The organism is Rhizobium sp. Leaf311 (assembly GCF_001423445.1).
Classification (GTDB): Bacteria; Pseudomonadota; Alphaproteobacteria; order Rhizobiales; family Rhizobiaceae; genus Agrobacterium.
In genome coordinates this window covers 394637-420130 of sequence record NZ_LMNZ01000008.1, presented here as the reverse complement: position 1 = coordinate 420130, position 25494 = coordinate 394637, and the positions used below count along the sequence as shown (strand labels likewise).

21 protein-coding genes are annotated in these 25494 nt (G+C 57.0%); 13 read left to right on the top strand and 8 right to left on the bottom strand.

Going from position 1 to position 25494, the window contains the following annotated elements:
• Nucleotides 1-140: 140 nt before the first annotated feature.
• Entirely contained in the window at nucleotides 141-461 is a 321-nt protein-coding gene (locus ASF69_RS13775) for a hypothetical protein (protein WP_244475476.1), read from the bottom strand.
• A 191-nt stretch (nucleotides 462-652) separates the two neighbouring features.
• Complete coding sequence (gene secA, locus ASF69_RS13770; RefSeq protein ID WP_062588352.1) at nucleotides 653-3367, bottom strand: preprotein translocase subunit SecA; 2715 nt, start codon at nucleotides 3365-3367, stop codon at nucleotides 653-655.
• A 242-nt stretch (nucleotides 3368-3609) separates the two neighbouring features.
• Between secA and ASF69_RS13765 the strand changes: the two genes are divergently transcribed.
• The 5 genes from ASF69_RS13765 to ASF69_RS13745 all read left to right on the top strand — a co-directional run bounded on the left by ASF69_RS13765 (nucleotide 3610) and on the right by ASF69_RS13745 (nucleotide 7470).
• Complete coding sequence (locus ASF69_RS13765) at nucleotides 3610-4476, top strand: peptidylprolyl isomerase (protein WP_082469724.1); 867 nt, start codon at nucleotides 3610-3612, stop codon at nucleotides 4474-4476.
• 85 nt (nucleotides 4477-4561) lie between these two features.
• Entirely contained in the window at nucleotides 4562-5803 is a 1242-nt protein-coding gene (gene argJ / locus ASF69_RS13760) for a bifunctional glutamate N-acetyltransferase/amino-acid acetyltransferase ArgJ (RefSeq protein WP_062588348.1), read from the top strand.
• Nucleotides 5804-5821: 18 nt separating this feature from the next.
• Entirely contained in the window at nucleotides 5822-6592 is a 771-nt protein-coding gene (locus tag ASF69_RS13755) for a GNAT family N-acetyltransferase (protein ID WP_062588346.1), read from the top strand.
• On the top strand, nucleotides 6592-7017 hold the full coding sequence (gene mutT, locus ASF69_RS13750) for an 8-oxo-dGTP diphosphatase MutT (RefSeq protein WP_062588345.1): 426 nt from the start codon (nucleotides 6592-6594) through the stop codon (nucleotides 7015-7017). Before ASF69_RS13755 ends, mutT begins: the two co-directional genes overlap by 1 nt.
• A gap of 132 nt (nucleotides 7018-7149) precedes the next feature.
• Nucleotides 7150-7470 carry a hypothetical protein gene (locus ASF69_RS13745; protein ID WP_062588344.1) on the top strand — a complete coding sequence of 107 codons (321 nt, stop codon included), beginning with the start codon at nucleotides 7150-7152 and terminating at the stop codon, nucleotides 7468-7470.
• Between the two features lie 67 nt (nucleotides 7471-7537).
• Here the strand turns inward: ASF69_RS13745 and ASF69_RS13740 are convergent, their stop codons facing one another.
• The 4 genes from ASF69_RS13740 to ASF69_RS13725 all read right to left on the bottom strand — a co-directional run bounded on the left by ASF69_RS13740 (nucleotide 7538) and on the right by ASF69_RS13725 (nucleotide 13486).
• Nucleotides 7538-10675, bottom strand: a complete 3138-nt coding sequence (locus ASF69_RS13740) for an efflux RND transporter permease subunit (protein WP_062588343.1) — start codon at nucleotides 10673-10675, stop codon at nucleotides 7538-7540.
• A 9-nt stretch (nucleotides 10676-10684) separates the two neighbouring features.
• Nucleotides 10685-11866, bottom strand: a complete 1182-nt coding sequence (locus ASF69_RS13735; protein WP_062588342.1) for an efflux RND transporter periplasmic adaptor subunit — start codon at nucleotides 11864-11866, stop codon at nucleotides 10685-10687.
• Nucleotides 11867-11895: 29 nt separating this feature from the next.
• Nucleotides 11896-12453, bottom strand: a complete 558-nt coding sequence (locus ASF69_RS13730) for a TetR/AcrR family transcriptional regulator (protein WP_062588340.1) — start codon at nucleotides 12451-12453, stop codon at nucleotides 11896-11898.
• Between the two features lie 82 nt (nucleotides 12454-12535).
• A complete protein-coding gene (locus ASF69_RS13725; RefSeq protein WP_062588339.1) occupies nucleotides 12536-13486 on the bottom strand; it encodes a hydrogen peroxide-inducible genes activator in 951 nt (316 codons plus the stop codon).
• A 200-nt stretch (nucleotides 13487-13686) separates the two neighbouring features.
• On the opposite strand from ASF69_RS13725, the gene katG reads away from it, so the two are divergent.
• From katG to ASF69_RS13705, 4 genes are all read left to right on the top strand, one after another.
• A complete protein-coding gene (gene katG, locus ASF69_RS13720) occupies nucleotides 13687-15876 on the top strand; it encodes a catalase/peroxidase HPI (RefSeq protein ID WP_062588337.1) in 2190 nt (729 codons plus the stop codon).
• Between the two features lie 346 nt (nucleotides 15877-16222).
• Nucleotides 16223-16729 (top strand): oxidoreductase, encoded by a 507-nt coding sequence (locus ASF69_RS13715; RefSeq protein WP_062588335.1) that lies wholly within the window; start codon nucleotides 16223-16225, stop codon nucleotides 16727-16729.
• 9 nt (nucleotides 16730-16738) lie between these two features.
• Complete coding sequence (locus ASF69_RS13710) at nucleotides 16739-18682, top strand: EAL domain-containing protein (protein ID WP_062588333.1); 1944 nt, start codon at nucleotides 16739-16741, stop codon at nucleotides 18680-18682.
• A gap of 32 nt (nucleotides 18683-18714) precedes the next feature.
• Nucleotides 18715-19410 carry an FkbM family methyltransferase gene (locus ASF69_RS13705; protein WP_062588331.1) on the top strand — a complete coding sequence of 232 codons (696 nt, stop codon included), beginning with the start codon at nucleotides 18715-18717 and terminating at the stop codon, nucleotides 19408-19410.
• Nucleotides 19411-19867: 457 nt separating this feature from the next.
• On the opposite strand, the gene ASF69_RS13700 is transcribed toward ASF69_RS13705, so the two are convergent.
• Nucleotides 19868-20386 (bottom strand): 2'-5' RNA ligase family protein, encoded by a 519-nt coding sequence (locus ASF69_RS13700; RefSeq protein ID WP_062588329.1) that lies wholly within the window; start codon nucleotides 20384-20386, stop codon nucleotides 19868-19870.
• A 44-nt stretch (nucleotides 20387-20430) separates the two neighbouring features.
• Entirely contained in the window at nucleotides 20431-20850 is a 420-nt protein-coding gene (locus ASF69_RS13695; RefSeq protein ID WP_062588327.1) for a DUF4174 domain-containing protein, read from the bottom strand.
• Nucleotides 20851-20981: 131 nt separating this feature from the next.
• Between ASF69_RS13695 and ASF69_RS13690 the strand changes: the two genes are divergently transcribed.
• The 4 genes from ASF69_RS13690 (at nucleotide 20982) to ASF69_RS13675 (ending at nucleotide 25484) form a co-directional block, all read left to right on the top strand.
• Nucleotides 20982-21233, top strand: coding sequence for a DUF2188 domain-containing protein (locus ASF69_RS13690; RefSeq protein ID WP_062588326.1), 252 nt, complete (start codon nucleotides 20982-20984; stop codon nucleotides 21231-21233).
• 120 nt (nucleotides 21234-21353) lie between these two features.
• The gene (locus tag ASF69_RS13685; protein ID WP_062588324.1) at nucleotides 21354-22013 is read left to right on the top strand and encodes an ABC transporter ATP-binding protein; all 660 of its coding nucleotides are present in this window, start codon (nucleotides 21354-21356) and stop codon (nucleotides 22011-22013) included.
• Nucleotides 22010-24418 carry an ABC transporter permease gene (locus ASF69_RS13680; RefSeq protein WP_062588322.1) on the top strand — a complete coding sequence of 803 codons (2409 nt, stop codon included), beginning with the start codon at nucleotides 22010-22012 and terminating at the stop codon, nucleotides 24416-24418. The genes ASF69_RS13685 and ASF69_RS13680 overlap by 4 nt, the downstream gene beginning before the upstream one ends.
• On the top strand, nucleotides 24408-25484 hold the full coding sequence (locus tag ASF69_RS13675; RefSeq protein ID WP_062588320.1) for a lipocalin-like domain-containing protein: 1077 nt from the start codon (nucleotides 24408-24410) through the stop codon (nucleotides 25482-25484). The genes ASF69_RS13680 and ASF69_RS13675 overlap by 11 nt, the downstream gene beginning before the upstream one ends.
• Nucleotides 25485-25494 lie beyond the last annotated feature (10 nt).

Below are 25494 nucleotides of genomic sequence, written 5' to 3'. Positions count from 1 at the left end.
GCGCCAGAGCGTTTCCGGCAGGAAAACGCTCTACGAGAGCCAGTCCGGACCGTCAAACGAATTATAATGAATGCTCGGTTTTGTGAGCGGCGCTAAGGATGCCGAGGCGGGAGTTCGCTCACCGCCTGCGGCTTTGGTTCTCACTCTTCGATTGTGTATTCGCCCAATTCGCACAGGTCTTGCGTATCGGTGGTGGTGTCCAGATCGGGGCTGTCCTGGAACTCGAACCGCATGTCGTAGTCACAGACATCGCGGCCATCGGCAATCGTGATTTTAATGCTCTCGCCGGGGGCCAAGGTGTGATTCCCGAAAACATCGCCTTCCCAATCTTCTTCGTCCACGGGGGAGGTGTAGAAGTGGGTCAGAACCGAATTCGTGCCGTTCTTGAGGACGAAGACCAAATCGTCGGCAAAACTTGGCGTTGCGAAGGTCAATGTGGCAATTGCTGCAAGGGCGTTGATTTTGAAAGAGTTCACAATTTCACTGCCTGAAAATGGTTGAAGATACCGTTTCTCATAAGCCGAAACCGCTGCAGCGATAAAGGGGGTGGCTACCCCTTGTGCCAGACCATTTTTGGCCAAAAGGCCCTTTCCAAACGAAAATGGCCCACGCATCGGTGGGCCATTTCAATAACGCACGTTTCGAAAGCGGCTTACGCCTGCTCAAAAATACCGTGGCAATGCTTGTACTTCTTGCCGGAGCCGCAAGGGCAGGCTTCGTTGCGCCCGATTTTGCCCCAGGTTGCGGGGTTGTTGGGGTCGCGCTGTTCCGGCGGGACGTAGATGGCGCCCGAGTCGCGACCGCCTTCGGAAAACTCATCTTCACCGGTGACCGGATCGAGATGGTGCGGCGTCATCTCCGGCAGCTCGGGCTGTGGCGGATCACGCACCAGCTCGACGCGCATGAGTTGCGCCGTCACGGCTTCGCGCAGGTTGGCCAGAAGCGCCTGGAAGAGTTCGAAGGCTTCTGCCTTGTATTCCTGCAGCGGATCGCGCTGCGCATAGCCGCGGAAGCCCACAACCGAGCGAAGGTGATCCAGATTGACGATGTGTTCGCGCCACAGGTGGTCGATTGTCTGTAGAATGACGGAACGCTCTACATAGGTCATGACTTCTGGGCCGAAACGCTCTGTCTTTTCAGCGACTGCCTTGTCCGCAGCTTCCGTGATGCGCTGGAGGATATCGTCTTCTGCGATACCTTCCTCTTTCGCCCACTCATCGACTGGCAGATCGAGATTCAGGAACTGCTCGATGCCAGCCTTCAGGCCCACCATGTCCCACTGTTCAGCATAGGCGTTTTCCGGAACATGCTTGGTGACGAGAACCTCGATCACCTCGTTGCGCATGTCGGATGCCGTCTCGCTGATATTCTCTGCTTCCATCAGTTCGAGACGCTGCTCGAAGATGACCTTACGCTGGTCGTTGAGAACGTCGTCATATTTCAGAAGGTTTTTACGGGTTTCGAAGTTGCGTGCTTCGACCTTCTTCTGCGCACGTTCCAGCGCCTTGTTGATCCATGGATGGACAATCGCTTCGCCTTCTTTGAGGCCAAGCTTCTGCAGCATCGAGTCCATGCGGTCGGAACCGAAGATGCGCATCAGGTCATCCTGAAGCGACAGGTAGAACTTCGAGCGGCCAGGGTCACCCTGACGGCCGGAACGACCACGCAACTGGTTATCGATACGGCGGCTCTCGTGACGCTCGGTAGCGATGACGAACAGGCCGCCGGCTGCGAGCGCCTTGTCCTTGAGAACCTTGATCTCTTCGCGAATGGCTTTTTCCTTCGCGTCGCGCTCCGCGCCTGGCTCCATGCCTTCGAGCTCACGCTCGAGACGCATATCGACGTTACCGCCAAGCTGGATGTCGGTGCCTCGACCAGCCATGTTGGTGGCGATGGTCACGGCGCCGGGAACACCTGCCTGAGAGACGATATAGGCTTCCTGCTCGTGGTAACGCGCGTTCAGGACCTGGAAGTTTTCAAAGCCGGTCTCGCGAAGCATTGTCGCCAGCAATTCCGATTTTTCAATCGAGGTGGTGCCGACGAGAACGGGCTGGTTGCGCTCATGCGCAGCCTTGATCTCTTCAATGATCGCCTTGAACTTTTCTTCGCCTGTCCGATAGACTTCGTCGTCTTCATCGATACGCTGGATCGGAAGGTTCGTCGGCACTTCGATGACATCGAGGCCGTAGATATTGCCAAATTCCTCGGCTTCCGTCGAAGCTGTACCAGTCATGCCCGCAAGCTTCTTGTACATGCGGAAGTAGTTCTGGAAGGTCACCGACGACAACGTCTGGTTCTCAGGCTGGATCTGCACCTTTTCCTTGGCTTCGAGCGCCTGATGCTGGCCTTCCGAATAGCGTCTGCCCGGCATCATGCGGCCGGTGAATTCGTCGATGATGACGATTTCGCCATTGCGGACGATGTAGTCCTTGTCACGCTGGAACAGCTTGTGGGCCTTCAGCGCGTTGTTGATGTGGTGGACGATGGCGACATTCTCGACATCGTAAAGCGATTCGCCCTTGAGCAGGCCAGCCTGCCGCAAAAGGTTCTCCAGCTTTTCTGTGCCTTCTTCGGAGAAGTTGGCAGAACGCTGCTTTTCGTCGATTTCGTAGTCTTCCGGCGTCAGGGCCGGAATGAATGCATCGATGGTGTTGTAAAGGTCGGAGCGATCATCCAGCGGTCCGGAAATGATCAGCGGCGTGCGCGCCTCATCGACGAGGATCGAGTCGACTTCGTCGACGATCGCGTAATGGTGGCTGCGCTGAACCATCTGGGCCTTGTCATACTTCATGTTGTCACGAAGATAATCGAAGCCAAGCTCGTTGTTGGTGGCATAGGTGATATCGCAGGCATAGGCCGCGCGACGCTGGTCGTCGTCCAGACCGTGCACGATGACACCCGTCGTCAGGCCGAGAAAGCTGTAGAGCCGCGCCATGGTGGCGGCGTCGCGCTGTGCCAGATAGTCGTTGACGGTAACAACGTGAACGCCCTTGCCTTCGAGCGCATTGAGGTAAACCGCAAGCGTCGCGACGAGGGTCTTGCCTTCACCGGTCTTCATTTCCGAAATGGCGCCGGAATGGAGAATCATCGCACCGGTCAGCTGGACGTCGAATGGCCGCATTCCCAGAACGCGCCGGGATGCTTCGCGCGCTACCGCGAATGCAGGGACGAGAATGCTGTCCAGCGTCTTGCCATCGGCAAGCTGCTGGCGGAATTCTACCGTCTTGGCAGCAAGCGCTTCATCCGAAAGAGCCTTCATCTGCTCTTCCAGCGCGCCGATGGCGTTGATATTGCTTCGATAAGAGCGGACACGGCGTTCATTTGCCGATCCGAACAACTTGCGGGCTATTCCGCCGAGACTGACCATCTTAGTGGCCCTTTCTGAAATTCCGTTTTTGCCCGGGATGCGCATTCTGTCACCGTAATAAAGTACAAATGACAGACTTCACCCTGAAACGTATCTGGACGCGAGGTTGCGTGACAGATAAGAGGGGGGGCAAATGATGTCAACGGTTCTGCCCGTTACAGAATGGCCACATTCCGGTGTTTGGAAGTTTTTTCAGCCGGAAAACCACGTCTGGAGCCGGCATTGTCTCCGAAAGGTTTAATATGTTGCGCTATAATAGAATTGCGGCTGCTGTCATCGTAGCTACGCTTGGGCTTCAGTTTCCTGCTTTCGCACAGGAAGATGCCGTGGTCGCAAAGGTCGGCGATCTGGAAATCCGCCAGTCCGAACTTGATCTTGCCATGAGCAATCTCGACCCGCAGCTGGCCCAGCTTCCCGACGAACAGAAGAAGGTAGCGGCTCTCTCCGGCGCGATCGACGTCAAGCTTCTCGTCAAGGACGCGACGGCCGAAGGTCTGGAAAAGACAGAAGACTTCAAAAAGCGCCTTGCTTTCATTTCCGACCGTGAGCTGCACAACGCCTACTTCCGCAAGCATGTCGTGGATGCCGTGACCGACGCCGAAGTGAAGGCGCGCTACGACAAGGAAGTTGCTGCCCTTCCACAGGAAGAGGAAGTCAAGGCTGCCCATATTCTGGTCGCGACCGAAGAAGAAGCCAAGGACGTCATCAAGCAGCTGGACGCAGGCAAGGACTTCGCAGCACTGGCCAAGGAAAAGTCCACCGATTCCAACAAGGATGACGGCGGTGATCTGGGCTGGTTCGGCAAGGGCCGCATGGTTCCTGAATTTGAAGAAGCCGCATTCAAGCTTGAAAAGGGCGCCTACACCAAGGAGCCTGTAAAGTCCCAGTTCGGCTTCCACGTCATCAAGCTCGAAGACAAGCGCGTCGCACCGCCACCGGCTTTCGATCAGGTCGAAGCACAGGTTCGCCAGCTGGTCATGCGCGACAAGTATGTTGCGCTAATCGAGAAGGCCAAGGCCGCTCAGAAGATCGATATTCCTGATGAGGCCATGCGCAAGGCCTATGAGGAAGCCAGCAAGCAGCAGGCCGAACAGCCCGCTCAGCAGTAAGCCAGACATTATCTGCGGGGCGGCGACAAGCCGCCCTGTTTCTTTATCGGTTTTATTCCATCCCCATTATGCAGGTTCCTGTTCCATGTCCGCTGCCGTTTCTCCGCTCGCTCCGAAATCCTTCCCAGAGATGCCCGCCCTGCGAGGTGTGCGAATGGCAACGGCTGCTGCCGGCATCAAGTACAAGAACCGAACCGATGTTCTGTTGATGGTGTTCGACAAGCCTGCCAGTGTGGCGGGTGTTTTCACCAGGTCGCGTTGCCCGTCTGCTCCTGTTGATTTCTGCCGTGCGAACCTGGCTGGTGGTGTTGCCCGCGCCGTTGTTGTCAATTCCGGCAATGCGAATGCCTTCACCGGCGTTAAGGGCAAGGCAGCGACCGAGCTGACCGGCAAGTCTGCCGCAGAAGCCGTTGGCTGTGCTGCGAGTGAAGTTTTTCTTGCTTCAACCGGTGTGATCGGTGAGCCGCTGGACGCCACGAAATTTGCCGGCGTTCTCGGACAGATGAACAAGGATGCGACCGGCGACTTCTGGCAGGAAGCCGCCAAGGCCATCATGACCACGGATACCTATCCAAAAGTTGCAACCCGCACCGCCGAAATCGGTGGCGTTACCGTCACCATCAACGGCATTGCCAAGGGTGCGGGCATGATTGCGCCCGACATGGCGACGATGTTGTCCTTTGTCGTGACCGATGCCGACATCGCCGCACCGGCCTTGCAGGCCCTTCTGGCGGCTGGCGTTGGTCCTACCTTCAATTCGGTTACGGTCGATAGCGACACATCCACATCCGATACGCTGATGCTGTTTGCGACCGGTGCCGCCGCTGCGGACGGACAGGCGCGCATCGAAGATGCCAATGATCCGGAGCTCGCTTCTTTCCGGGATGCGTTGAACGCACTGCTCAAAGACCTTGCGCTGCAGGTTGTTCGTGACGGTGAAGGCGCGCGCAAGATGGTGGAAATCACGGTTACGGGTGCTGAAAGCGACGCTGCGGCAAAGAAGATCGCACTTTCGATCGCTAACTCTCCCTTGGTCAAGACCGCCGTTGCGGGTGAAGACGCAAATTGGGGCCGTGTCGTCATGGCCGTCGGCAAGTCAGGGGAACTCGCGGATCGCGACCGGCTTGCTATCTGGTTCGGACATGTCCGCGTTGCCGTCAATGGCGAGCGCGACCCCGATTATTCCGAAGCGGAAGCCAGCGCCGTGATGAAAAACGAGGATATTCCGGTCAAAGTCGACATCGGGCTTGGCAATGGTACTGCAACGGTATGGACCTGCGATTTGACCAAGGAATATGTCGAGATCAACGGCGACTATCGGAGCTGATCTGTGGGGTCTCTTGATATGCGCAGCGTGCCAATCAATCTTCCGCTTGTCCGCAGGCTGGAAGCCGTCAGCTTTCGGGCATGGCCTGCCTCCTCCGTCATCTATGACGGCAGCTGGCAGATCCGCCTGACCGGGTCTCATCCATCCAAGCGGATCAATTGCGTCGTGCCGCTCGATCCATCCGACTATGGACATTGCGACGTTCGTCTTGAAAAGGCGCGCAAGCGTTTTGAGGATTTCGGACGGCCGCTGATCGTGCGCGAGACGGCGCTCATGCCGCCGCAATTGCGCGATCATCTTACACGTGATGGCTGGACGGTATTCGAAGAGGTCGATGTCATGACCAGCGACATCGCCAATGCGGAGCTTCCGGAAACGATGGCCCATCTTCCAAGCCATGATATCGGGCGGTTCGTGGAAGCAAGCCTCAAAGTCAGTGGCGACGATCCGTCGCTTCGATCCGCAATTGCGGAAATCGTCACATCCATCAAGCCGACACTCGGCCTTTTCACGAAGGAAGAGGTCGAGGGCGAGCCGCAGGCAACGGTGATTTGCGTGCAAGACAATGATCTTGCTGGCATTCTCTCTCTTGAGGTTGCCGAGCCAATCCGACGTCAGGGCACGGGTTCGCAGATCCTCACATCGGCGCTGCGCTGGGCCCGCATCAGCGGCGCGAAGACCGCCTGGCTGCAGGTTGTCTCGACAAACCGACCGGCGATCGCACTTTACGAGAAGTTCGGCTTTTCGACGGCCTATACCTATCGCTACTGGCGCAAGGATGCTGCCTGATGGCGGAGGCTGGCAGAAGCATATTGCTGGTCGCCGCCTGCGCGCTGGTGGATCAGGATGGTCGTATCCTTCTGGCGCAACGGCCCGAGGGTAAATCGCTTGCCGGACTATGGGAGTTTCCCGGTGGCAAGGTCGAGCCGGGCGAAACGCCCGAGGAAACACTGATCCGGGAACTGGAAGAGGAGCTTGGGATCAAAACCAAAGTTGCCTGCCTTGCACCCCTGACATTTGCCAGCCACAGCTACGACACCTTCCACCTGCTGATGCCGCTTTATGTGTGCAGGCGTTATGAAGGCATTCCGCGCGGAGCCGAGGGGCAGGCAATCAAGTGGGTCAAGCCGCAGGCATTACGGGATTACCCCATGCCGCCAGCAGATGAACCACTGATCCCTTATCTTCAGGACTTATTGTCAAGCCTTTTTTAAAATAAACCTGTGAAGAAGGGATTTTCACGGCTTCGTGCGTACCAAAACGGGGCGCCATTAACCTTTCATTCAGCACCATCTGGCAGATTCACAGGCTGAATAATTGGTAAATGGCGCGTAGCGAGGCCGAAAATGAACGAAGATTTCTGGAAAACAGTCGAGGATCGCCAATCCTATTCCGAGAAGTCGCGCAGAATTGGCGTTTTGAATGTCGCGCTGCTGTTCGGTATGGTTGCAATCGCCCTTTCGCTCATCGTCACTCCCATGCTGGCTGGCAAGACACCGCCTTCCCGTTTCGCGCAGGTGCCTGATAGTTTCGACATGATCAGCACAGGCTCGATCAACCGCAGCGAACAGCCGAAAAAGTCCTACAGCATTCGCCGCAGTATCACGCAGCCCATGCCCGGCTCGGTCTGCATTGTCGATGGATATTCCAACGGCCGCGACTGCTGAAGTTCACAAAAGCTCTGATTTGAAACGACAACGCCGCAGATCATCTCTGCGGCGTTTTCGTTCAGGTTCAACCCTCTATGGGCTTGGCTTCTTCCGCAGGCGGCTCTTCCGTCGGTCTTTTCGTGCGCATCAATGTGAGGACGAAAACGAAGAAGGCCGGGACGAAGAAGATCGCAAGGACCGTTGCCGAAACCATACCGCCAAGCACGCCCGTGCCGATGGCGTTCTGGCTGGCAGCACTTGGGCCTGTGGCGATTGCAAGCGGCACCACGCCCAGTGTGAAGGCAAGCGACGTCATGATGATGGGGCGGAAGCGGACACGCGCTGCTTCTACCGCTGATTCCATGAGCGACTTGCCCTCGGCATAGTAGTCCTTCGCGAACTCAACGATGAGGATCGCGTTCTTGGCGGAAAGGCCGATAATGGCGATCAAGCCCACCTTGAAGTAGATGTCATTGGGCATGTCGCGCAGGATGACCGCAAGTACCGATCCGATGACGCCCAGAGGAACCACCAACATCACGGCAAGCGGAATGGACCAGCTTTCGTAAAGTCCGGCAAGCAGCAGGAACACGAAAAGGATGCTGAGGCCGAAGAGGAATGGGGCCTGCGAACCCGATTTGATCTCTTCCAGTGCCTGTCCCGTCCATTCATAGCCGATGCCTGAGGGCAGTTCCGAGGCGAGCTTTTCCATTTCCGCAATCGCAGCGCCCGTGGAATTTCCCGGAGCGGGAGAGCCGGCAATACGGATCGTCGGATAGCCGTTATAGCCAACGATCTGCGGTGAACCCTTCTGCCATTGCGCGATGGCAAAGGAGCTGAGGGGCACCATGCCGCCACTTGAATTGCGGACATTCAGTTTCAGCAGGTCTTCGACCTGAAGGCGGTCGCGATCCTGCGCCTGTACGACGACGCGCTGCATTCGGCCCGAGTTCGGGAAGTCGTTGATGTAGGACGAACCGAGGTTGGCGGTGATGGTGTTGTTGATATCGGCGAAGGTGACGCCGAAGGTATTGGCCTTTTCGCGGTCGATGACGAGCAGAATCTGGGCAGCGTCGGGAAGACCTTCCACGCGCATACCGGCAAGGATTGGGCTCTGCGCCGCCTTCTGCATCAACTCGGCAGAGGCAGCCGACAGGGCGGCCTGACCTATTCCGTTACGGTCCTGAAGGCGGAAGGAAAAGCCGCCGGATGTGCCGAAACCTTCGATGGGGGGAGGCGAAAGCGCAAAGGTTGTTGCGTCCTTCAGACCAAAAAGTTTCATGTTGGCGCGGTTGGCAATGTCCTGGGCGGAATTGTCGGCTCCGCGCTCTGACCAATCCTTGAGCGTGATGAAGGCAAGGGCAGCATTTGCACCGTTACCGGAGAAGCTGAAGCCCTGGATGGCAACGACGTCCTTGACCGACGGCTCCGCCGCAAAGATCTTTTCGATCTGCTCGATGGAGGCAGTGGTGCGGTTGGCGCTTGCCTCTGGCGGACCCTGGATATCGACGATCAGGAAGCCCTGGTCTTCATCCGGCACGAAGGCGCTCGGCAAGCTGATGAACAGATAGCCGAGGCCCGCGAGAAGCGCGAGATAGATGACCATCATCCGCCCGGCACGGCGCGCGCCGCCGGTTGCCGCCCTGGTGTAGCCATGGGTCAGGGAATCGAATTTGCGGTTGAACCAGCCGCCGGGGCCCCGCTTCTCGTGATGTCCGGCCTTGATCGGCTTGAGAAATGTTGCGCAAAGCGCTGGCGTTAGTGACAGCGCCAGAAATGCTGAGAACAGGATGGATACGACCATCGTCAAGCTGAACTGGCGATAGATGATGCCCGTCGAGCCAGGGAAGAAGGCCATGGGAATGAACACGCAGGCCAGAACCAGCGTAATACCCAGAATAGCGCCGGTGATCTGGCGCATGGCTTTTTGCGTGGCGGCCTTGGGCGACAGGCCTTCCTCGGCCATGATGCGTTCGACATTTTCCACAACGACGATAGCGTCATCAACGAGGATGCCGATGGCAAGCACCATCGCGAACATCGTCAAAACGTTGATGGAAAATCCGGTGGCATACATGACGGCGCAGGTGCCCAGCAGTGCCACGGGCACGACAAGCGTCGGAATGACGGTGTAGCGGAAGTTCTGCAGGAAGACGAACATCACCACGAAAACGAGGATGATGGCTTCCACCAGCGTATGAAGCACCTTCTCGATAGACGCGGAAACGAAGGGGCTCGTGTCGTAGGGAACGGAATAGGCAACGCCGGTGGGGAAGAAGCGGGAAAGCTCCTCCAGCTTGGCGGAAACAGCCTTGGACGTGGCAACGGCGTTACCGGTGGACGAAAGCTGAATGCCGACCGCGGCACTCGCCTGACCGTTCAAGCGGCTGGAGAAGTTGTAGGTTTCCGCACCGAGTTCGATGCGGGCGACATCTTTCAGGCGCACACTGCTGCCATCGGGATTGGCACGCAGGACGATGTTGCCGAATTCCTCAGTGTCTGTGAGCTGGCCTTTGACAAGGACGGTCGCCGTCAAATCCTGTGTGACCGGATTGGGTGCTGCGCCGATCTGCCCGGCAGCAACCTGAGCATTTTGGGCAGTGATGGCGCTGTTGATATCGGCGGCGGTGAGATTGAGGCCAACGAGCTTGTCGGCGTCGATCCACACGCGCATAGCACGTTGCGCAGAAAATAGCTGTGCACGGCCAACGCCTTCGATGCGGCGCAGTTCACCGAGAACGTTTCGGTTGAGATAGTCACCAAGGCCCACCTCGTCCATGGTTCCGTCGGTCGAGGTCAGCGTGATGAACATGAGGAAGCCGGAGGCAGCTTCTTCCACCGTCACGCCCTGCGCCGCAACGGCTGACGGAAGGCGGGCTTCGACACGGCGAATGGCGTTTTGCACATCAACGGAGGCCTGGTTGATGTTCGTGCCTGCCTGGAAGGTGGCGTTGATGGAAACCTGGCCCGACGTATCCGAGGTGGACTCGAAATACATCAGCCCTTCAACGCCGTTCAACTCGTCTTCGATAAGACGGGTAACGCCCTGATAGATGTCCTGCGGCGATGCGCCCGGGTAACTCGTTGAAATGGTGAGCTGCGGTGGCGCGACCTTGGGGTACTGCGCGATTGGCAGGAAAGGCAGCGCGATGACGCCCGCGATGGAAATGAAAAGCGCGAAAACCCAGGCGAGGATCGGCCGTCTGATGAATAGTTGTGCCATGGGAAACCCTTACTGCTTGGGTGTTTGCGCGGTTGCTTCAGCCGGCTTTTCCGGCCGCCACGGTTCCGGCGCGATTTTGCCTCCGGGCTGCACCTTCTGGGCGCCATCGACCACGATTTTCTCGCCAGCCTTCAGGCCGTTTTCGATGACCCACTCCGAACCGATGGCCTGACCGAGTACGACAGGACGAGCCTCGGCTGTGCTGTCTTCCTTGGCAACATAGACCAGAGGCTTGCCATCTGCGGTACGGACAATCGAACGCTGCGGTATGGTGATGGCGCTTTCACGCACCGCCTGTTCAATTCTGACGCGCACATACATGCCGGGCAGCAGATCCCGGCGCGCGTTCGGAAATTCGGCGCGCAGCGTAACCTGACCCGTGGTGGAATCAACGCTTGCGCTGGCAAAAAGCAGGCGGCCAGGATCCGAGTAGACGCTGCCATCATCAAAGACGAGACGCACGCTTGCCTGATCAGGCGCGGTGCTTGCCAGCTTGCCTTCCTCCACAGCGCGTTTCAAAGCCATCATATCCTGCGCGGACTGGGTGAAATCCGCGTAGATGGGATCGATCTGCTGAATGAGGGCAAGATTCTGGGTTCCGTCAGCGGTGACCAGCGCGCCTTCCGTGACCAGTGCGGCGCCGATAATGCCGGTAATCGGTGCGCGGACTTCAGTATATTCGAGGTTGATGCGCGCCTCGTCCAACGCGGCCTGCTGAAGCGCAACATCTGCCTCTGCCTGGGCAAGCGTGACGGCGGCCGTATCATAGTCGATGCCGGTCGAGACGTTGCGTTCGCGCAGATTTTTCTGACGTTCCAACTGCTGGCGCGCATTGTCCTGTGTGGCCTTTGCGCGTTGCAACGCAGCTTCTGCGCTTGCTACACGCACTTTGAATAGTCGCGGATCAATGCGGTAGAGAACGTCATCCTTCTTGACGAGCGTTCCCTGCTGGAACACGCGCTCCTGCAAGATGCCAGAGACCCGCGCGCGGACTTCGGCGACACGCGTCGCTGCAATTCTTCCGGGCAACTCATTGATAACGGGAACCGATCTGGCCTTCAGTTCGAGAACGCCGACTGCCGGGGGTGGCATCTGCATTCCTTCCTGAGCATTCGCGCCATTGGCAGCGATGGTCAGGGCAATGGCCGAGATGAGTGGCAACAGCCTTGGCAGAGACATTCTGCTTTGCATTATATCGTCCTCTTTATCACCGCGGGTGATCAGGTTTCTTTGGGGGAATTCAAATAAATGGCGCGGATATCTTCGAGAATTGCCAGCCGGGCTTCCGCATCCCACTGGTAGAAATTGAAATATTCGGTGCAGGAAAAGCCGGTGAGTGCCAGATACGCAACCAGAGCCGCCCGTGGCTTTTCGCAACCGCTAATGTCTTCAAGCTCCCTGCGGGTCCAATCCTGCATTTTTTCGTGCAGCTTTTTCTCGCCGGACATGGCGGCACTCAACGCAAGACACACCGCCTTATCGGTATCATCAGGCTCTTCTTCGGCCACGGTAATGCGAGCAAAAAGCTCAGGGTGTGCCTGATCTTTGGACGTTTCGACGCAGGTACGGATGTGCTGCTGTTCAGAGAAAAGCCGACGCTCTATCAATGCTTCCAGCAAAGCCGCTTTCGATTTATGATCGTAGACGACCCTGGATTTGCTGACGCCCGCTTCCTGAGCAACGGCATCGATGGAAACGCCGACCGCGCCCAGACGCAGGATAACGCGTTCTGCGGCATCCAGGATGTCATCGGCACTGATCTTGCGCGTACGGGCCATATTTGCTCACTATCTAAAACAGAAATTCAAATACGAACGTTCGTGTTTTAAAGCAAGCGTAAGAACATACAAAATTAGTTGATTATCGGAAACTTGATTTGGGCGAACCCGAAAACGTCCTTTTCGCCGTATAATCTTCGCGAATCCGCGCTGACGATTGCCGGATGATATCGGAGATGGGCAGCAACTGCTTGATCAGCGGCGTGTTGTTTCGCCATATCATGCCGATGGACCGCACAGGAGCAGGGGCATCGAAATGGGAGATGGAGACATGCGCCGAGCGGGTCTCCAGAGACACCGCCATCTCCGGAATGAGTGTGATGCCGATGCCGGCACTGACCATCTGTACCAATGTCGACAGAGAGCTTCCTTCCATGACCTCGCGTGGCTGGCTGGAGCCAACGTGGCAGAAGGCCAAGGCCTGATCTCTGAAACAATGGCCCTCTTCAAGAAGCAGCAACCGCATCTGTGGAAGTGCGCCCCTGTCCGGCACGGGCTTGCCTTCATCCTCATGCCTTCGTACCAGAACGAATTCCTCATCGAAGAGCTTTATCTCGCTCAATGAGGGCTCCGACACTGGCAGGGCCACGATGGCAAGGTCCAGATCGCCCTGCTTCAATTCCTCGATCAATTTTGCAGTCTGCGTCTCTCGTATCTGCAGCTCCATGCCATCGAAGGCGGCATTGAGGTCATTGATGATGACAGGGAGCAGATAGGGGGCGACCGTTGGTATGACGCCGATGCGCAGGCGGGAAAGAAACGAGTGTTTCGCGGCTCGTGCCATTTCGCCCAGTTCATCCACATTGCGGAGAATTTCTCGCACGCGAACGGCGAATGTTTGCCCGAAAGCGGTGAGCCTCACGTCCTTTGCGCTGCGCTCGAACAGCTCATGGCCAACCTCCTCCTCCAGTTCCTTGATTTGCATGGAAAGAGCAGGCTGCGAAATGGCGCAGGCATCTGCCGCAAGGCGGAAACGACGATGCCGTGCGAGAGCTTCGAAATAGCGCAGCTGTTTGAGCGTCAGATTCTTCATAAGGATATCTTATCGCGGCAATCAGTAAATCCAACTTAAATTTATCGGAACTAGTCGTTAAAAGGTCTTCTGGAGCGATTAGATTTTTCTTCGGAGCAGACGGACATGGTGCGTTCGCTCTCAAAGACGACCCAAATCCTGCGATTTTTGACTCAGAACTCTCATTTTTAACGCCACACATATGTGACTTGGAGGATATCATGGACCAGAAAACCGATAGCGCGGCTCAATGTCCAGTAGCCCACGGCCAGACTCCCAAAGCTGTCAGAGGAAATCGTGACTGGTGGCCAAACCAGCTCGACATCCAGATCCTGCATCACGGATCTTCTCTCTCCGACCCGATGGGCAAAGACTTCAACTATGCGGAAGCGTTCAAGCAGCTCGATCTTGATGCGGTGAAACGCGATCTTCATGCCCTCATGACGGATTCGCAGGACTGGTGGCCAGCGGATTTCGGCCACTACGGCGGCCTGTTTATCCGCATGGCATGGCACAGCGCAGGAACTTACCGTATCACCGATGGCCGCGGCGGAGCCGGTGCCGGCCAGCAGCGTTTTGCGCCGCTCAATAGCTGGCCAGACAATGCCAACCTCGACAAGGCGCGCCGTCTTCTGTGGCCGATCAAGCAGAAATATGGTAACCGCATTTCCTGGGCGGATCTCATGATCCTCACCGGTAACGTCGCGCTGGAGTCCATGGGCTTCAAGACATTTGGCTTTGCCGGTGGCCGCGCCGACGTGTGGGAGCCGGAAGAGCTGTTCTGGGGTCCAGAAGGCACCTGGCTTGGCGATGAACGCTACAGTGGAGAGCGCGAACTGGCTGAGCCTCTGGGCGCGGTGCAGATGGGCCTCATCTACGTCAACCCTGAAGGTCCGAACGGCAATCCTGATCCATTGGCCTCTGCACGGGATATCCGCGAGACCTTTGCCCGCATGGCGATGAACGACGAAGAAACCGTCGCACTGATCGCGGGCGGCCACACATTCGGAAAGACGCACGGCGCTGGCGATCCATCGCTGATCGGCGTCGAGCCGGAAGGTGGCGAAATCGAGGATCAGGGCCTCGGCTGGAGAAGCAAGTTCGGCAGCGGCATCGGCAAGGACGCCATCACGGGCGGCCCGGAGGTGACATGGTCACAGACGCCGACGCAGTGGAGCAACTTCTTCTTCGAAAATCTCTTCGGATTCGAATGGGAACTCACCACAAGCCCGGCTGGCGCCAAGCAGTGGGTCGCCAAAAATGCCGAGCCCTCCATTCCCGATGCCTATGATCCATCGAGAAAGCATCTTCCAACAATGCTGACCTCGGATCTGGCTCTGCGCTTCGACCCGGCCTATGAAAAGATTTCCCGTCGCTTCCTTGAGCATCCTGATCAGTTTGCCGATGCCTTTGCGCGTGCGTGGTTCAAGCTGACGCACCGCGACATGGGACCGAAGGTGCGGTATCTCGGACCAGAAGTTCCAGCAGAAGATCTGATCTGGCAGGATGTCGTACCCGCAGTTGACCACCCTCTCATCGACGACAGCGATATCGCCAACCTGAAGGCAAAGGTCGCGGCTTCTGGCCTGACAGTGCAGGAACTGGTCTCGACAGCCTGGGCTTCGGCATCATCCTTCCGTGGTTCAGACAAGCGTGGCGGTGCCAATGGCGCACGCATTCGCCTTGAGCCGCAGAAGAACTGGGAGGTCAATCAGCCTGCACAGCTCACCAAGGTTCTTGGCGTGTTGGAAGGCATTCAGCGTGACTTCAACGCCGCTCAGACCGGGGGCAAGAAGATTTCTCTGGCGGATCTGATCGTGCTTGCCGGTGCTGCAGGCATCGAAAAGGCTGCAAGAGAAGGCGGCAACGACATCGTCGTGCCATTCACGCCAGGCCGGACGGATGCATCGCAGGAGCAGACCGATGCAGCTTCCTTCGCCGCACTGGAGCCGCGTGCCGATGGTTTCCGTAACTTCATCAGTAAGACGCGTCGCCAGTTCATGAAGCCTGAAGAGGCTCTTGTGGATCGCGCGCAGCTTCTGACGCTGACTGCGCCGGAGATGACGATTCTGGTGGGTGGTCTGCGTGTGCTTAATGTTGGAGAGCCGGAACATGGCGTCTTCACAAACCGCCCCGGCGTTCTGACCAACGACTTCTTCGTCAACCTCCTCGACAACGATCTGCAGTGGTCGCCGGTCGCAGGCAAGGATGGCGTTTACGAAGGCCGCAGCCGCAAGACCGGTGAAGCGAAATGGACCGGCACGCGAGTCGATCTCATTTTTGGTTCCCATTCTCAATTGCGGGCTCTTGCGGAAGTTTACGGATCTTCCGACGCAGGCAATGCCTTCACCAGGGACTTTGTTGCCGCCTGGAACAAGGTGATGAACGCCGACAGGTTCGACCTGAAGTGATGTGACCAGCATTTATCCCTCCATTTGCTTTGGAGGGATTTTCCAAACCGAGGATAGCACCGGGCGAGGTTATTGCCACGCCCGGTGGCTAAGTGTTTTATATTCTTAAACCATTCTCAAAACATCTTGCTGTTTTTCCTAACCTCCGTCAAAAACATGCGGTAACGTGAATTCACGCAATGGTCATTCTGAGGCTAGGGCGGGACGATGCGTTGCGAGAAGCCAGAGCCTCGAAATATTAGAAAAAATCTATGTAAGAATATTGTATCGAATTCTGATATAAGATTTTAGAAATTGATTAGCTCGGCCAATGGTGAGCCATGGGGTCTATCGAAGGACAAAAACGATGTGTTTTGTGCGGTCATTTCTAAGCGCCGTCTTGGCGATCACATGGATTTCATCCGCACAGGCCGGCTCTTTGCCGCAGCCGGTCGGGAAGACCATATTGACGATCTCGGGGCAAATTTCAAACACCAATGCGGACGGCGTCGCAAGATTTGATCGAGACATGCTCGAGGCGCTTGGGGTCACGACCGTTCAGACAACGAATCCATGGTATGATGGCCGAACGGTTTTCGAGGGCGTGCTGCTCAAAAAATTAATGGAGACGGTGGGGGCCAAGGGCGAGACTGTAAAAGCCGTCGCACTGAATGATTATGCAATAGCTATACCGATGGCAGACTTTGAAAAATTCAACGTTGTTCTGGCCATGAAGCGGGATGGGAATTACATGGAAGTTCGTGAGAAGGGACCCCTCTTCGTCATTTACCCCTATGACAGCACGCCGGAACTTCAAACGCAGATTTACTATACGCGCTCCGCCTGGCAGGTTGCGAAGCTTATAGTCGAGTAAAGGTGCCGATTGCGCAAGGTATTGGCGGTCATTATCTGCTGCTTCGTGTTGGCTACAGGCTATATCGCCTACGTCATCGCCGAGCGGCAAACTGCGTTGCAGAAATTTGCCCGATACAATGATTCGTGGGCCGTCAGTCAGACCGTTTCCGAATATCTGCGTCTCCAGAACAGTCTTTATGGCTTCGTTGTGGATCCAGAGCGCGTCACCCACGACACCCTTCGCCTGCGAATGGACATCATGCTTGGGCGACTGGAGCTTCTCAAGCAGGGCAAACTCGGAGCATTCATCGCCTCGCGCGCAGAATGGCAGGATCTCGTCACGACCCTCAATGCGATACTGCTGGATCTGGATAAAAATCTGGAACAGTTGCAGCCCCCAGAGGTAAAAGCGCTTCTGCCAAAAATGAGCGAGCTGGACGGGCCGCTGACGACATTCGCGTCATCCTCCGTTGCCTATGACGTCGATCTCATCGATTCCGTCCATACGGAGGTGCGAAATCTCCATCTCATCTTTACCGGCCTTGCGGGCGGTCTGATCGTTTGCGGTGTTGCCCTTATTCTGCTGCTGAACCGCCACAACAATCTCCTTGATCGCGCACAGAAGGACATGCGCGGGCTGACCGAGGAATTGCAGGCGGCAACGCTGGAATTGCAAGCCAACAACGTTCGGCTTGAGCACGATGCCTATCACGACGCGTTGACGGAATTGCCCAACCGCGCCTTCTTCCGCAAGGAGCTGGACGAGCGTCTGGGCGTCAAAGATGCTCGCACCGCCACGATCCTTCTGCTGGACCTGGATGGTTTCAAGGATATCAACGATACGCTTGGGCACGATGTTGGAGATGCGCTGCTTCAGGCTGTCGGGATACGCTTGTCGTCCTCGCGGGCGAAAAGCGATATGATCTGCCGCCTCGGTGGTGATGAATTCGCGGTCATATCGAGCGGCATGAGTGAGGAAGATGCCGTCGTGCTTGCCGACGCCCTCATCGATGAAATCAGCCAGCCCTACAATCTGGGTGAGCTCGAGATCAAGATCGGTACCTGCGTTGGCGTCGTCGTGTCGGACGATGCGACCAATGCTGACGAGTTGTTCAAGAGGGCGGATCTGGCGCTCTATGAAGCCAAGCGGATGGGACCGGGGAGCGCGAGCGTCTTCAAGGTCCATATGCAGCAGCAACTGACCGAGAAACGGTCATTCGAAGCCGACCTTCAGCTCGCACTCCAGAATAACGAAATGGAAGTCTACTACCAGCCGCAGATGCTGACGAAAACGCGCGAAATATGCGGTTTCGAGGCGCTTTTGCGATGGACCCACCCCGTGCGTGGTCGCGTACCACCCTCCGACTTCATACCCGTTGCCGAGCGAACCGGTCTCATCCATTCCCTTGGGAAGTGGGCGATGGATACGGCCTGTCAGGAGGCAAAGTCGTGGAAGGGAGACCTCAAGGTTGCGATCAATCTGTCGCCCGTCCAGTTCCACAGCACGACGCTTATCCAGAATGTCGTCAATGCCTTGGAGAAAAGCGGTCTGGATGCGCACAGGCTGGAGCTTGAAATTACCGAGTCGGTCTTGCTCAACAGAAGCGAGCAGACGCTGGAGACATTGGCAAAACTGAAGGATGTCGGCATCAAGATCGCCATGGACGACTTCGGCACCGGCTATTCGTCGCTTGGAAATCTCCGCGGCGTGCCGTTTGACAAGATCAAGATCGACCAGTCTTTCCTTCGTGATGTGGCGACCGATACGGATGCTATGGCTATCGTCGAATTCGTCGTCGGCATGGCCAGAAGCCTGAGAATGACGACGATTGCCGAGGGTATCGAGACCCAGGAGCAGTTCGATTGTCTGACCCGGCTCGGATGCGATCAGATGCAGGGCTATCTGATCGGGCGACCCGCTCCGGCCGAGAAGCTTGACGTCTTCAAGCGCGCGGTCGAAAGACTATCATGATCACTTCGAGACAGTTTTTAAGGGAAATGTGAATGGAACGGCTTGACGTGCACGGTGTCCGGCTCGATTTGGCGCGCGAGGAAGTCTCTCCGGTGATCTGGAAGGCGCTTGAGGATGGCAGTTACGAAGCCAAGGAAGCCCGCAGCATTCTCAAGGCGATCAAGCCGGGCGACCGTGTTCTGGAACTGGGCTCCGGCATCGGTATCATCACTTCCATCATTGCCGGCATCAAGGATGTGTCCGTCTGGGCGTTCGAAGCCAACCCCGGCACAGCCGCTCTTGCGACGCGGGTCATCAAGGCAAATTGTGCTGACAATGTCGTCTTTTCCCAAGGGCTACTGACAGCGCACGCACCACATCTGCATCCGTTTTATGTTCGCAAGGATCTGTGGATGTCTTCCATGGATGAAAACCAGGGGCCTTACGAAAAGCGTATCGAAATTCCCTCGGAGAATATCGACGAATTCATCAATCGTCATCGTATCAATGCCTTGGTCATGGACATCGAAGGGGCAGAGCACGATCTCCTGCAAAACGCTGAGCTTGTCGGTGTAGAGAGGATATTCGTGGAACTGCACGATCATCTCTACCATCTCGCAGGCATTCGCGACATTACGCAGGCCTTGGCGCTAAAAGGATATTCCTATGATCCTCGGGGATCACGGGGGCCATGTGTTCTGTTCAGCAAGGACGACACACCCAGAGAATACGACCCCGAAGTCGATTGACGGTCCAATCATCCCCCCAGGGACGAGGCATGGGTGACGGGCGACTGCCATCGTTTTTGCATGGCAGGGCTGTGGATTTGGCTATTTAACGAGCAGCGAAAAATGGTATGTTGGGGACATCGAAAGCGATGCACTCCTCCCGCATCCCTTCGCAATCAGACGAACCTATCCTCCTCCCAAGGGACGTCTGTTGGAACAGTGACACTCCTCCTCCCAGTCGCTGTTCAATATTTCGAAAGCCTGCCGCACCTCCTCCCGCGGCAGGCTTTTCGTCTTTTGGGGTCCAATAAAAATCGATTTTGTGATTGTCGACGCAGCGTCTGTTTCTAAACGACGGTGTCGTCGATGAAGCCCCCGCGCAGGATGATGGACAAGGTGCGCCGCGGGACGCCGCAGCCACGCAGAATCCAATGCGTCAGTCGGATAATCGGGCTTTGTTGCCGTTAAAGACTTCTCGTTAGGGCGATGCCGTGAAGGGAACGGACAGGCAATGCTGCCATGGTCCGCCAAGGTAACGCCAGAGGTCCAGACCCGTTACACATATGGAGCTTTTCTGGAAGGATTGATCAAGGTCCTTGTAAAGCGCGTCCGCAGCCGGTTTTGCGACCTTGTTCTGCACCGTGATATGGGGCTGCCACTTCTGCATATCTTGCCCGCCAAGCCATTGTCGGAACAAAAGCTTCAGGCTGGCATGAACCTGCTGCAGTTGCGGACTGGATATGGTGAAGGCGACCCCGGCCCCGAGGTGGCGCAGACCGTCGATCTCGGCCCTGATCGCTGAATGTTCTGAAGCGACCTGAGTAAGGCGGTGCTGCACCTCGCCTAGGTACTCGCCGGGAAGCCTGTGGAACAGCGTGACGTGCGCGCGAAGGAAATTTTTGTCTGCCGGGACATGCTGTTTCCGGAGCGTATCGAATGGTTGGAGATCCTGCTCCAGTATCTGTGCCGTGACAATGAGCGGTTCGGATGTCTTCAACTTCTGAGAAACCTCTTCACGGACGGTAGAATTCTGGCTCGCAATTATTTCTGGCCCGCCCGGCGCATAGGCATACTGTCGATGAGATCGAATAGATCTTTCTCTTTCAAAACGTCTTTGCTCCTCAGCTTTTCGCCTCCGTCCTTCCCGATGAGAACGGCCGTGAAGTCCGATCCGGCTATGCCGGCTTCGGCGCGGAGCGCTGCGGCATCAAGCCGGGGTGCCTCCCCGTAGACCGATTTGACGTCCGTTTCGCTGACTTGCAGCACCAGCATGTCCCGCTCTTCCATTTCAGGGGCACGGCTTTTCAGAAGGTCGACCTGTTGCTTCAACCGGGAACTTCCGTCCTCGGCGAAAAGCACCAGTATCCGCTTGTTCCACTTCAATTCTGCCAGACTATCCATTGCGAACCCATTCGTGGTTGAGGCTATCAACAGGGAGATGACGATAAGGATCTGCTTCATATTCGTTCTCCTCCTGCAGGTCTTAACGCCGTTTCGTCCACTCGGTTCATTGGCGGCCAGCTTGAGACTGACATATGGCCGGAACATCTGCCAGTCGGCGGCGTTTTAAGCCTGTTCAAAAGGAGTTGACGATGGCAGTTACTTATCATGTAGGCGAGCACGACGGCGGATATGCCTACCGGCTTGGAGATGTATGGTCAGAGACATTTCCCGATCACGATTCAGCTCTTGAAGCGGCCAAGGATGCGGCGCGCAGGCAACAGATTGGGGGCGAGGAAGTGGATATTTCCTTCCAGCTGGCTGACGGCCAGTGGCAATCCCAACACGTTCACGGCGGCGACAGGCCGGAGACCGATGTCGTTGACGACACGGAAGTGAAGTAGGGACAAAGGGGGCGGATGACGCCCCCAAATTTTTTAAACGCAATCTTGGCGGGCCGGAGCAATGGATATTTATGTGTTCCGGGAATAAGCTTTGCAAAGCCGAAATGCGACGCCGATTCCATGCAACTATCCATCGAAAATGTCACCAAATCCTACGCGACGCCGGAAGGCCCGGTCGAAGTGCTAAGGGGGATCGACCTCATGGTCATCGCCGGAGAGAGCGTGGCTCTGACGGGGGAATCCGGCAGCGGCAAGAGTACTCTTTTGCACCTTGCCGCTGGGCTGGATGCGGCAGACAGCGGCAAGGTCATGGCCAATGGCCGTGACATATCGCGCCTGGATGAGGGTGATTTGGCGCAGTATCGGCGCAAGGAAGTTGGGCTCGTGTTTCAGCAGTTCAATCTGGTGCCTTCCCTCGATGTGGCCGCGAACATCTCTTTCCACGCAAAACTGGCCGACAGGCATGATGCCAAATGGCAGGCCGAACTGATGGAGAAGCTGGGCCTTTCCGCTCTTTCAAGGCGATATCCCGAGCAGCTGTCTGGCGGTCAGCAGCAGCGCGTTGCTATTGCGCGCACGCTTGCCGCGCGGCCCGGCATGATCCTGGCGGACGAACCAACCGGAAATCTGGATGAAGCGACGGGTGACGCGGTGCTGGACCTTATGCTGACGCTGAGCAGGAGCGCCGGTTGCTCGCTGCTTCTTGTGACCCATTCCGAACGATTGGCGGCGAAGCTGGATCGAAAAGTCCTGTTGCGGCAGGGAAGAATTGCCACATGAACGTGGCCGCTTTTTTCGTTTTGCTCTCGCACTGGCGCCATCGGCCAATACAGCTTGCAACACTTGTGCTCGGGATAGCTCTGGCGACGGCCTTGTGGTCCGGTGTTCAGGCCATCAATGCGGAAGCAAGGGCAAGCTACGCGCGGTCTGCAGCCATATTGGAGCAGAGCGGACTTGAGCAACTGGTGGCCAAGGACGCCGACACCATTGCCTTGAAAACCTATGCCGCGCTGCGACGCGCAGGCTGGAACGTCTCCCCCGTCATTGAAGGCGACTACCGGTTGGGAGGACAGCGGCTGCGGCTGATTGGGATTGATCCCCTGACAATGCCGCCCGAGGGCCGGGTGGTGTCAATCTCCGGTTCGTCGGATCTTGCAGACTTCATCGGCGGCATGGATGTTCTGGTCGTTTCACCCGCTACGGCAAAACGACTTGAGGGAGAGAAGAACCTTCGCCCGCGCGTATCCGATGTCATTCCTGATGATGCCGCATTTACCGATATCGCCGTGGCCGACCGGCTTTTGAAGCGGGGCGGGGCGCTGACGAGACTTGTTGTGGCACCCGATCAGCGTGTCGATCTTACAGCGCTTGAGAGGATTGCGCCGGACCTCAGAATAAAGGCGGCGGGTGAGCAGCCGGATCTGGCCCGCCTTACCGACAGTTTTCATCTTAACCTGACTGCATTCGGTTTTCTCGCCTTCGTCGTTGGTCTCTTTATCGTCTATTCCGCCACGGGATTGTCCTATGAGCAGCGCAGGGCGACGTTCCGCACGGTGAGAAGTCTCGGCCTATCCCTTCGTGCTTTGACATCGATGCTTCTCATCGAGATCCTCGCACTTGGCGTGCTGTCGGGGTTGCTGGGCATCGTGATCGGCTATTTCATGGCCTCCCTGCTTTTGCCAGGTGTTGCAGCAACGCTGCGCGGACTCTATGGCGCGAGCATTTCCGGCGGCCTTGCCTTGCGCCCGGAATGGTGGCTGGCGGGTCTTGGCATGGCCGTTGCCGGAACCTTGCTTTCGGCGCTTCAAAGCCTGTGGCGTGTTCGCAAAATGCCCATCCTCGCCTCATCCCAACCGCGCGCATGGATGCGGGCGTCAGGCAAAGGCCTGAGGGTACAGGCAGGCATCGGCGCAATTCTTCTGGTGCTGGCGCTCGGTCTTGCCATAGCGGGGTCCGGTCTGGTGGCAGGCTTCGCGGTGCTTGCTGCGCTGCTTCTGGGTTCAGCCCTTATCCTGCCGGTATTCCTTTCGGCAGGGCTTACACTTGCGCAGTGTCTATCCGGCCGAGCCCTGACATTCTGGTTCTGGGCAGATACGCGCATGCAGCTTCCCGGCCTATCACTGGCATTGATGGCGCTGCTGCTTGCCCTATCGGCCAATATTGGCGTCGGTACCATGGTCTCCAGTTTTCGCTACACATTCCTTGGATGGCTGGATCAGCGTCTGGTCTCCGAACTCTATGTGACTGCGCGCGACGAGACCGAGGCGGCGCGGCTGGCTGAATGGTTGAAACCGCGCGCAGACGCGATGTTGCCGATCATGAGCATGTCAGCAAAGGTTCTCGGTTCGGATGTTCAACTTTCAGGCGTTGCAGATCATCCCACATATCGTGAACATTGGCCGCTTCTTCAATCGACGCCGGATGCGTGGGATGCCGTTTCACAAGGACGTGGGGCGCTTGTCAACGAACAGTTCTGGCGTCGAAACGGCGTGAAGATCGGACAGGATCTCGCCTTGCCGGGTGGATGGACGGTCAAGATCGTGGGCATCTATTCGGATTATGGAAATCCCGAGGGCCAGTTGATGATCGGCGCAGAGCCGATGAAGACGCATTTTCCGGATGTACCCATATTGCGCTATGGCGTCCGCATAGACCCCGCGCAGGCCCCGGCACTGGCCGGTCAACTGACAAGCGAGTTTGGCCTGCCAAGAGCCAACATTATCGACCAGTCGGCGCTCAAACAGCAATCCAGAGCAATTTTCGAGCAGACTTTCGTTGTTACCGGTGCGCTCAACGTTCTCACTCTGGCCGTTGCTGCCTTTGCCATGTTTGCCAGTCTGCTGACCCTGTCCGGCATACGGATCGCACAGCTTGCGCCGGTTTGGGCCATGGGTGTTCGCCGCCGCGATCTGGCGATGATGGAGGTATTCAAGACTGTGGCGCTGTGGTTCGTGACATTTCTCGCGGCCATCCCCGTCGGCCTGGCACTGGCCTGGGTGTTGCTGGTTATTGTGAATGTGGAAGCCTTCGGCTGGCGCTTGCCAGTCATGGTCTTCCCATTAGAGTGGGCAAAGCTTGGTGCTATCGCCTTTATCGCCGCGATCTTATCCGTGTTGCTTCCGGTGCTTCGGCTAGCGAACAGTAAGCCTGCCGATCTCGTAAGGGTGTTTGCCAATGAACGTTAAGCAACTCGCCATAGCGAGCCTCGCCATTGCGGTTCTGGCGCTGTCATTCACGCCCATCAGGTCTCAAGCCCAGGGTTTTGCCGGGCTTGGGTCTACGGCTGAAGGCTTCACAGTACCTGAGGCCGGAAAACAGCTTGCCTTTCCAAGCGATCACGGCCCGCACCCGGATTTCCGGATAGAATGGTGGTACATCACGGCCAATCTGGAAACGGCGGATGGACGAAAGCTCGGCGCGCAATGGACGCTGTTTCGCTCGGCTCTTGCACCGGAAGACCAGAAGAGCTGGGCGAGCAAGCAGATATGGATCGGCCATGCTGCCGTAACGACCGCTGAAAAACATCATGTCGCAGAGCGATTGGCCCGTGGCGGCGTTGAACAAGCAGGCGTCAACCCTGCGCCTTTTGAAGCGTGGATCGATGACTGGACCATGAAAACCTCCTCCGCCGGAACCGACGAGCTTGACCACGTGAAACTGCGAGCGGCAGGCAAAGACTTTGAATACACGCTCAATCTCGACGCTCGCGGTCCGCTGGTCTTGCAGGGAGATAAGGGCTACTCCGTCAAATCTTTGGCCGGGCAGGCGAGCTACTACTATTCCCAACCTTTTTATGAGGTGAGCGGATCGGTGATGCTGGACGGTTCTCTGGTGAAGGTCAGCGGAAAGGCGTGGCTGGACCGGGAATGGTCTTCCCAGCCGCTCGCATCCGATCAGACAGGTTGGGACTGGTTCTCGCTCCACCTGGCATCTGGCGAGAAGGTGATGGCTTTTCGACTGCGGGATTCCGCGGATGGCTATATTTCTGCGAACTGGATTTCCGCGGATGGTAAAACGACCCCACTTTCATCCGCCGATGTGGTGCTGGAGCCCATTCGCACCGCGAGGGTCAATGACCGCGACGTCCCGGTTGAGTGGCGCATCAAAATTGATGGCAAAGGTCTGGACATCAAGCTACGTGCGCTAAACGAACAGGCGTGGATGACGACCTCCACGCCATATTGGGAAGGACCGATCACCATTGATGGCAGCACATCCGGTGTCGGGTATCTCGAAATGACCGGTTACTGAAGGGCTAGCC

What these genes read in the sequence shown, in the direction of transcription:
- ASF69_RS13735 (WP_062588342.1), bottom strand. Translation starts at nt 11,866, where the DNA reads ATGCAAAGCAGAATGTCTCTGCCAAGGCTGTTGCCACTCATCTCGGCC.
- ASF69_RS13725 (WP_062588339.1), bottom strand. Translation starts at nt 13,486, where the DNA reads ATGAAGAATCTGACGCTCAAACAGCTGCGCTATTTCGAAGCTCTCGCA.
- argJ (WP_062588348.1), top strand. Translation starts at nt 4,562, where the DNA reads ATGTCCGCTGCCGTTTCTCCGCTCGCTCCGAAATCCTTCCCAGAGATG.
- mutT (WP_062588345.1), top strand. Translation starts at nt 6,592, where the DNA reads ATGGCGGAGGCTGGCAGAAGCATATTGCTGGTCGCCGCCTGCGCGCTG.
- ASF69_RS13755 (WP_062588346.1), top strand. Translation starts at nt 5,822, where the DNA reads ATGCGCAGCGTGCCAATCAATCTTCCGCTTGTCCGCAGGCTGGAAGCC.
- ASF69_RS13680 (WP_062588322.1), top strand. Translation starts at nt 22,010, where the DNA reads ATGAACGTGGCCGCTTTTTTCGTTTTGCTCTCGCACTGGCGCCATCGG.
- ASF69_RS13690 (WP_062588326.1), top strand. Translation starts at nt 20,982, where the DNA reads ATGGCAGTTACTTATCATGTAGGCGAGCACGACGGCGGATATGCCTAC.
- ASF69_RS13740 (WP_062588343.1), bottom strand. Translation starts at nt 10,675, where the DNA reads ATGGCACAACTATTCATCAGACGGCCGATCCTCGCCTGGGTTTTCGCG.
- ASF69_RS13675 (WP_062588320.1), top strand. Translation starts at nt 24,408, where the DNA reads ATGAACGTTAAGCAACTCGCCATAGCGAGCCTCGCCATTGCGGTTCTG.
- ASF69_RS13730 (WP_062588340.1), bottom strand. Translation starts at nt 12,453, where the DNA reads ATGGCCCGTACGCGCAAGATCAGTGCCGATGACATCCTGGATGCCGCA.
- ASF69_RS13715 (WP_062588335.1), top strand. Translation starts at nt 16,223, where the DNA reads ATGTGTTTTGTGCGGTCATTTCTAAGCGCCGTCTTGGCGATCACATGG.
- ASF69_RS13705 (WP_062588331.1), top strand. Translation starts at nt 18,715, where the DNA reads ATGGAACGGCTTGACGTGCACGGTGTCCGGCTCGATTTGGCGCGCGAG.
- ASF69_RS13745 (WP_062588344.1), top strand. Translation starts at nt 7,150, where the DNA reads ATGAACGAAGATTTCTGGAAAACAGTCGAGGATCGCCAATCCTATTCC.
- ASF69_RS13685 (WP_062588324.1), top strand. Translation starts at nt 21,354, where the DNA reads ATGCAACTATCCATCGAAAATGTCACCAAATCCTACGCGACGCCGGAA.
- ASF69_RS13695 (WP_062588327.1), bottom strand. Translation starts at nt 20,850, where the DNA reads ATGAAGCAGATCCTTATCGTCATCTCCCTGTTGATAGCCTCAACCACG.
- secA (WP_062588352.1), bottom strand. Translation starts at nt 3,367, where the DNA reads ATGGTCAGTCTCGGCGGAATAGCCCGCAAGTTGTTCGGATCGGCAAAT.
- ASF69_RS13765 (WP_082469724.1), top strand. Translation starts at nt 3,610, where the DNA reads ATGTTGCGCTATAATAGAATTGCGGCTGCTGTCATCGTAGCTACGCTT.
- katG (WP_062588337.1), top strand. Translation starts at nt 13,687, where the DNA reads ATGGACCAGAAAACCGATAGCGCGGCTCAATGTCCAGTAGCCCACGGC.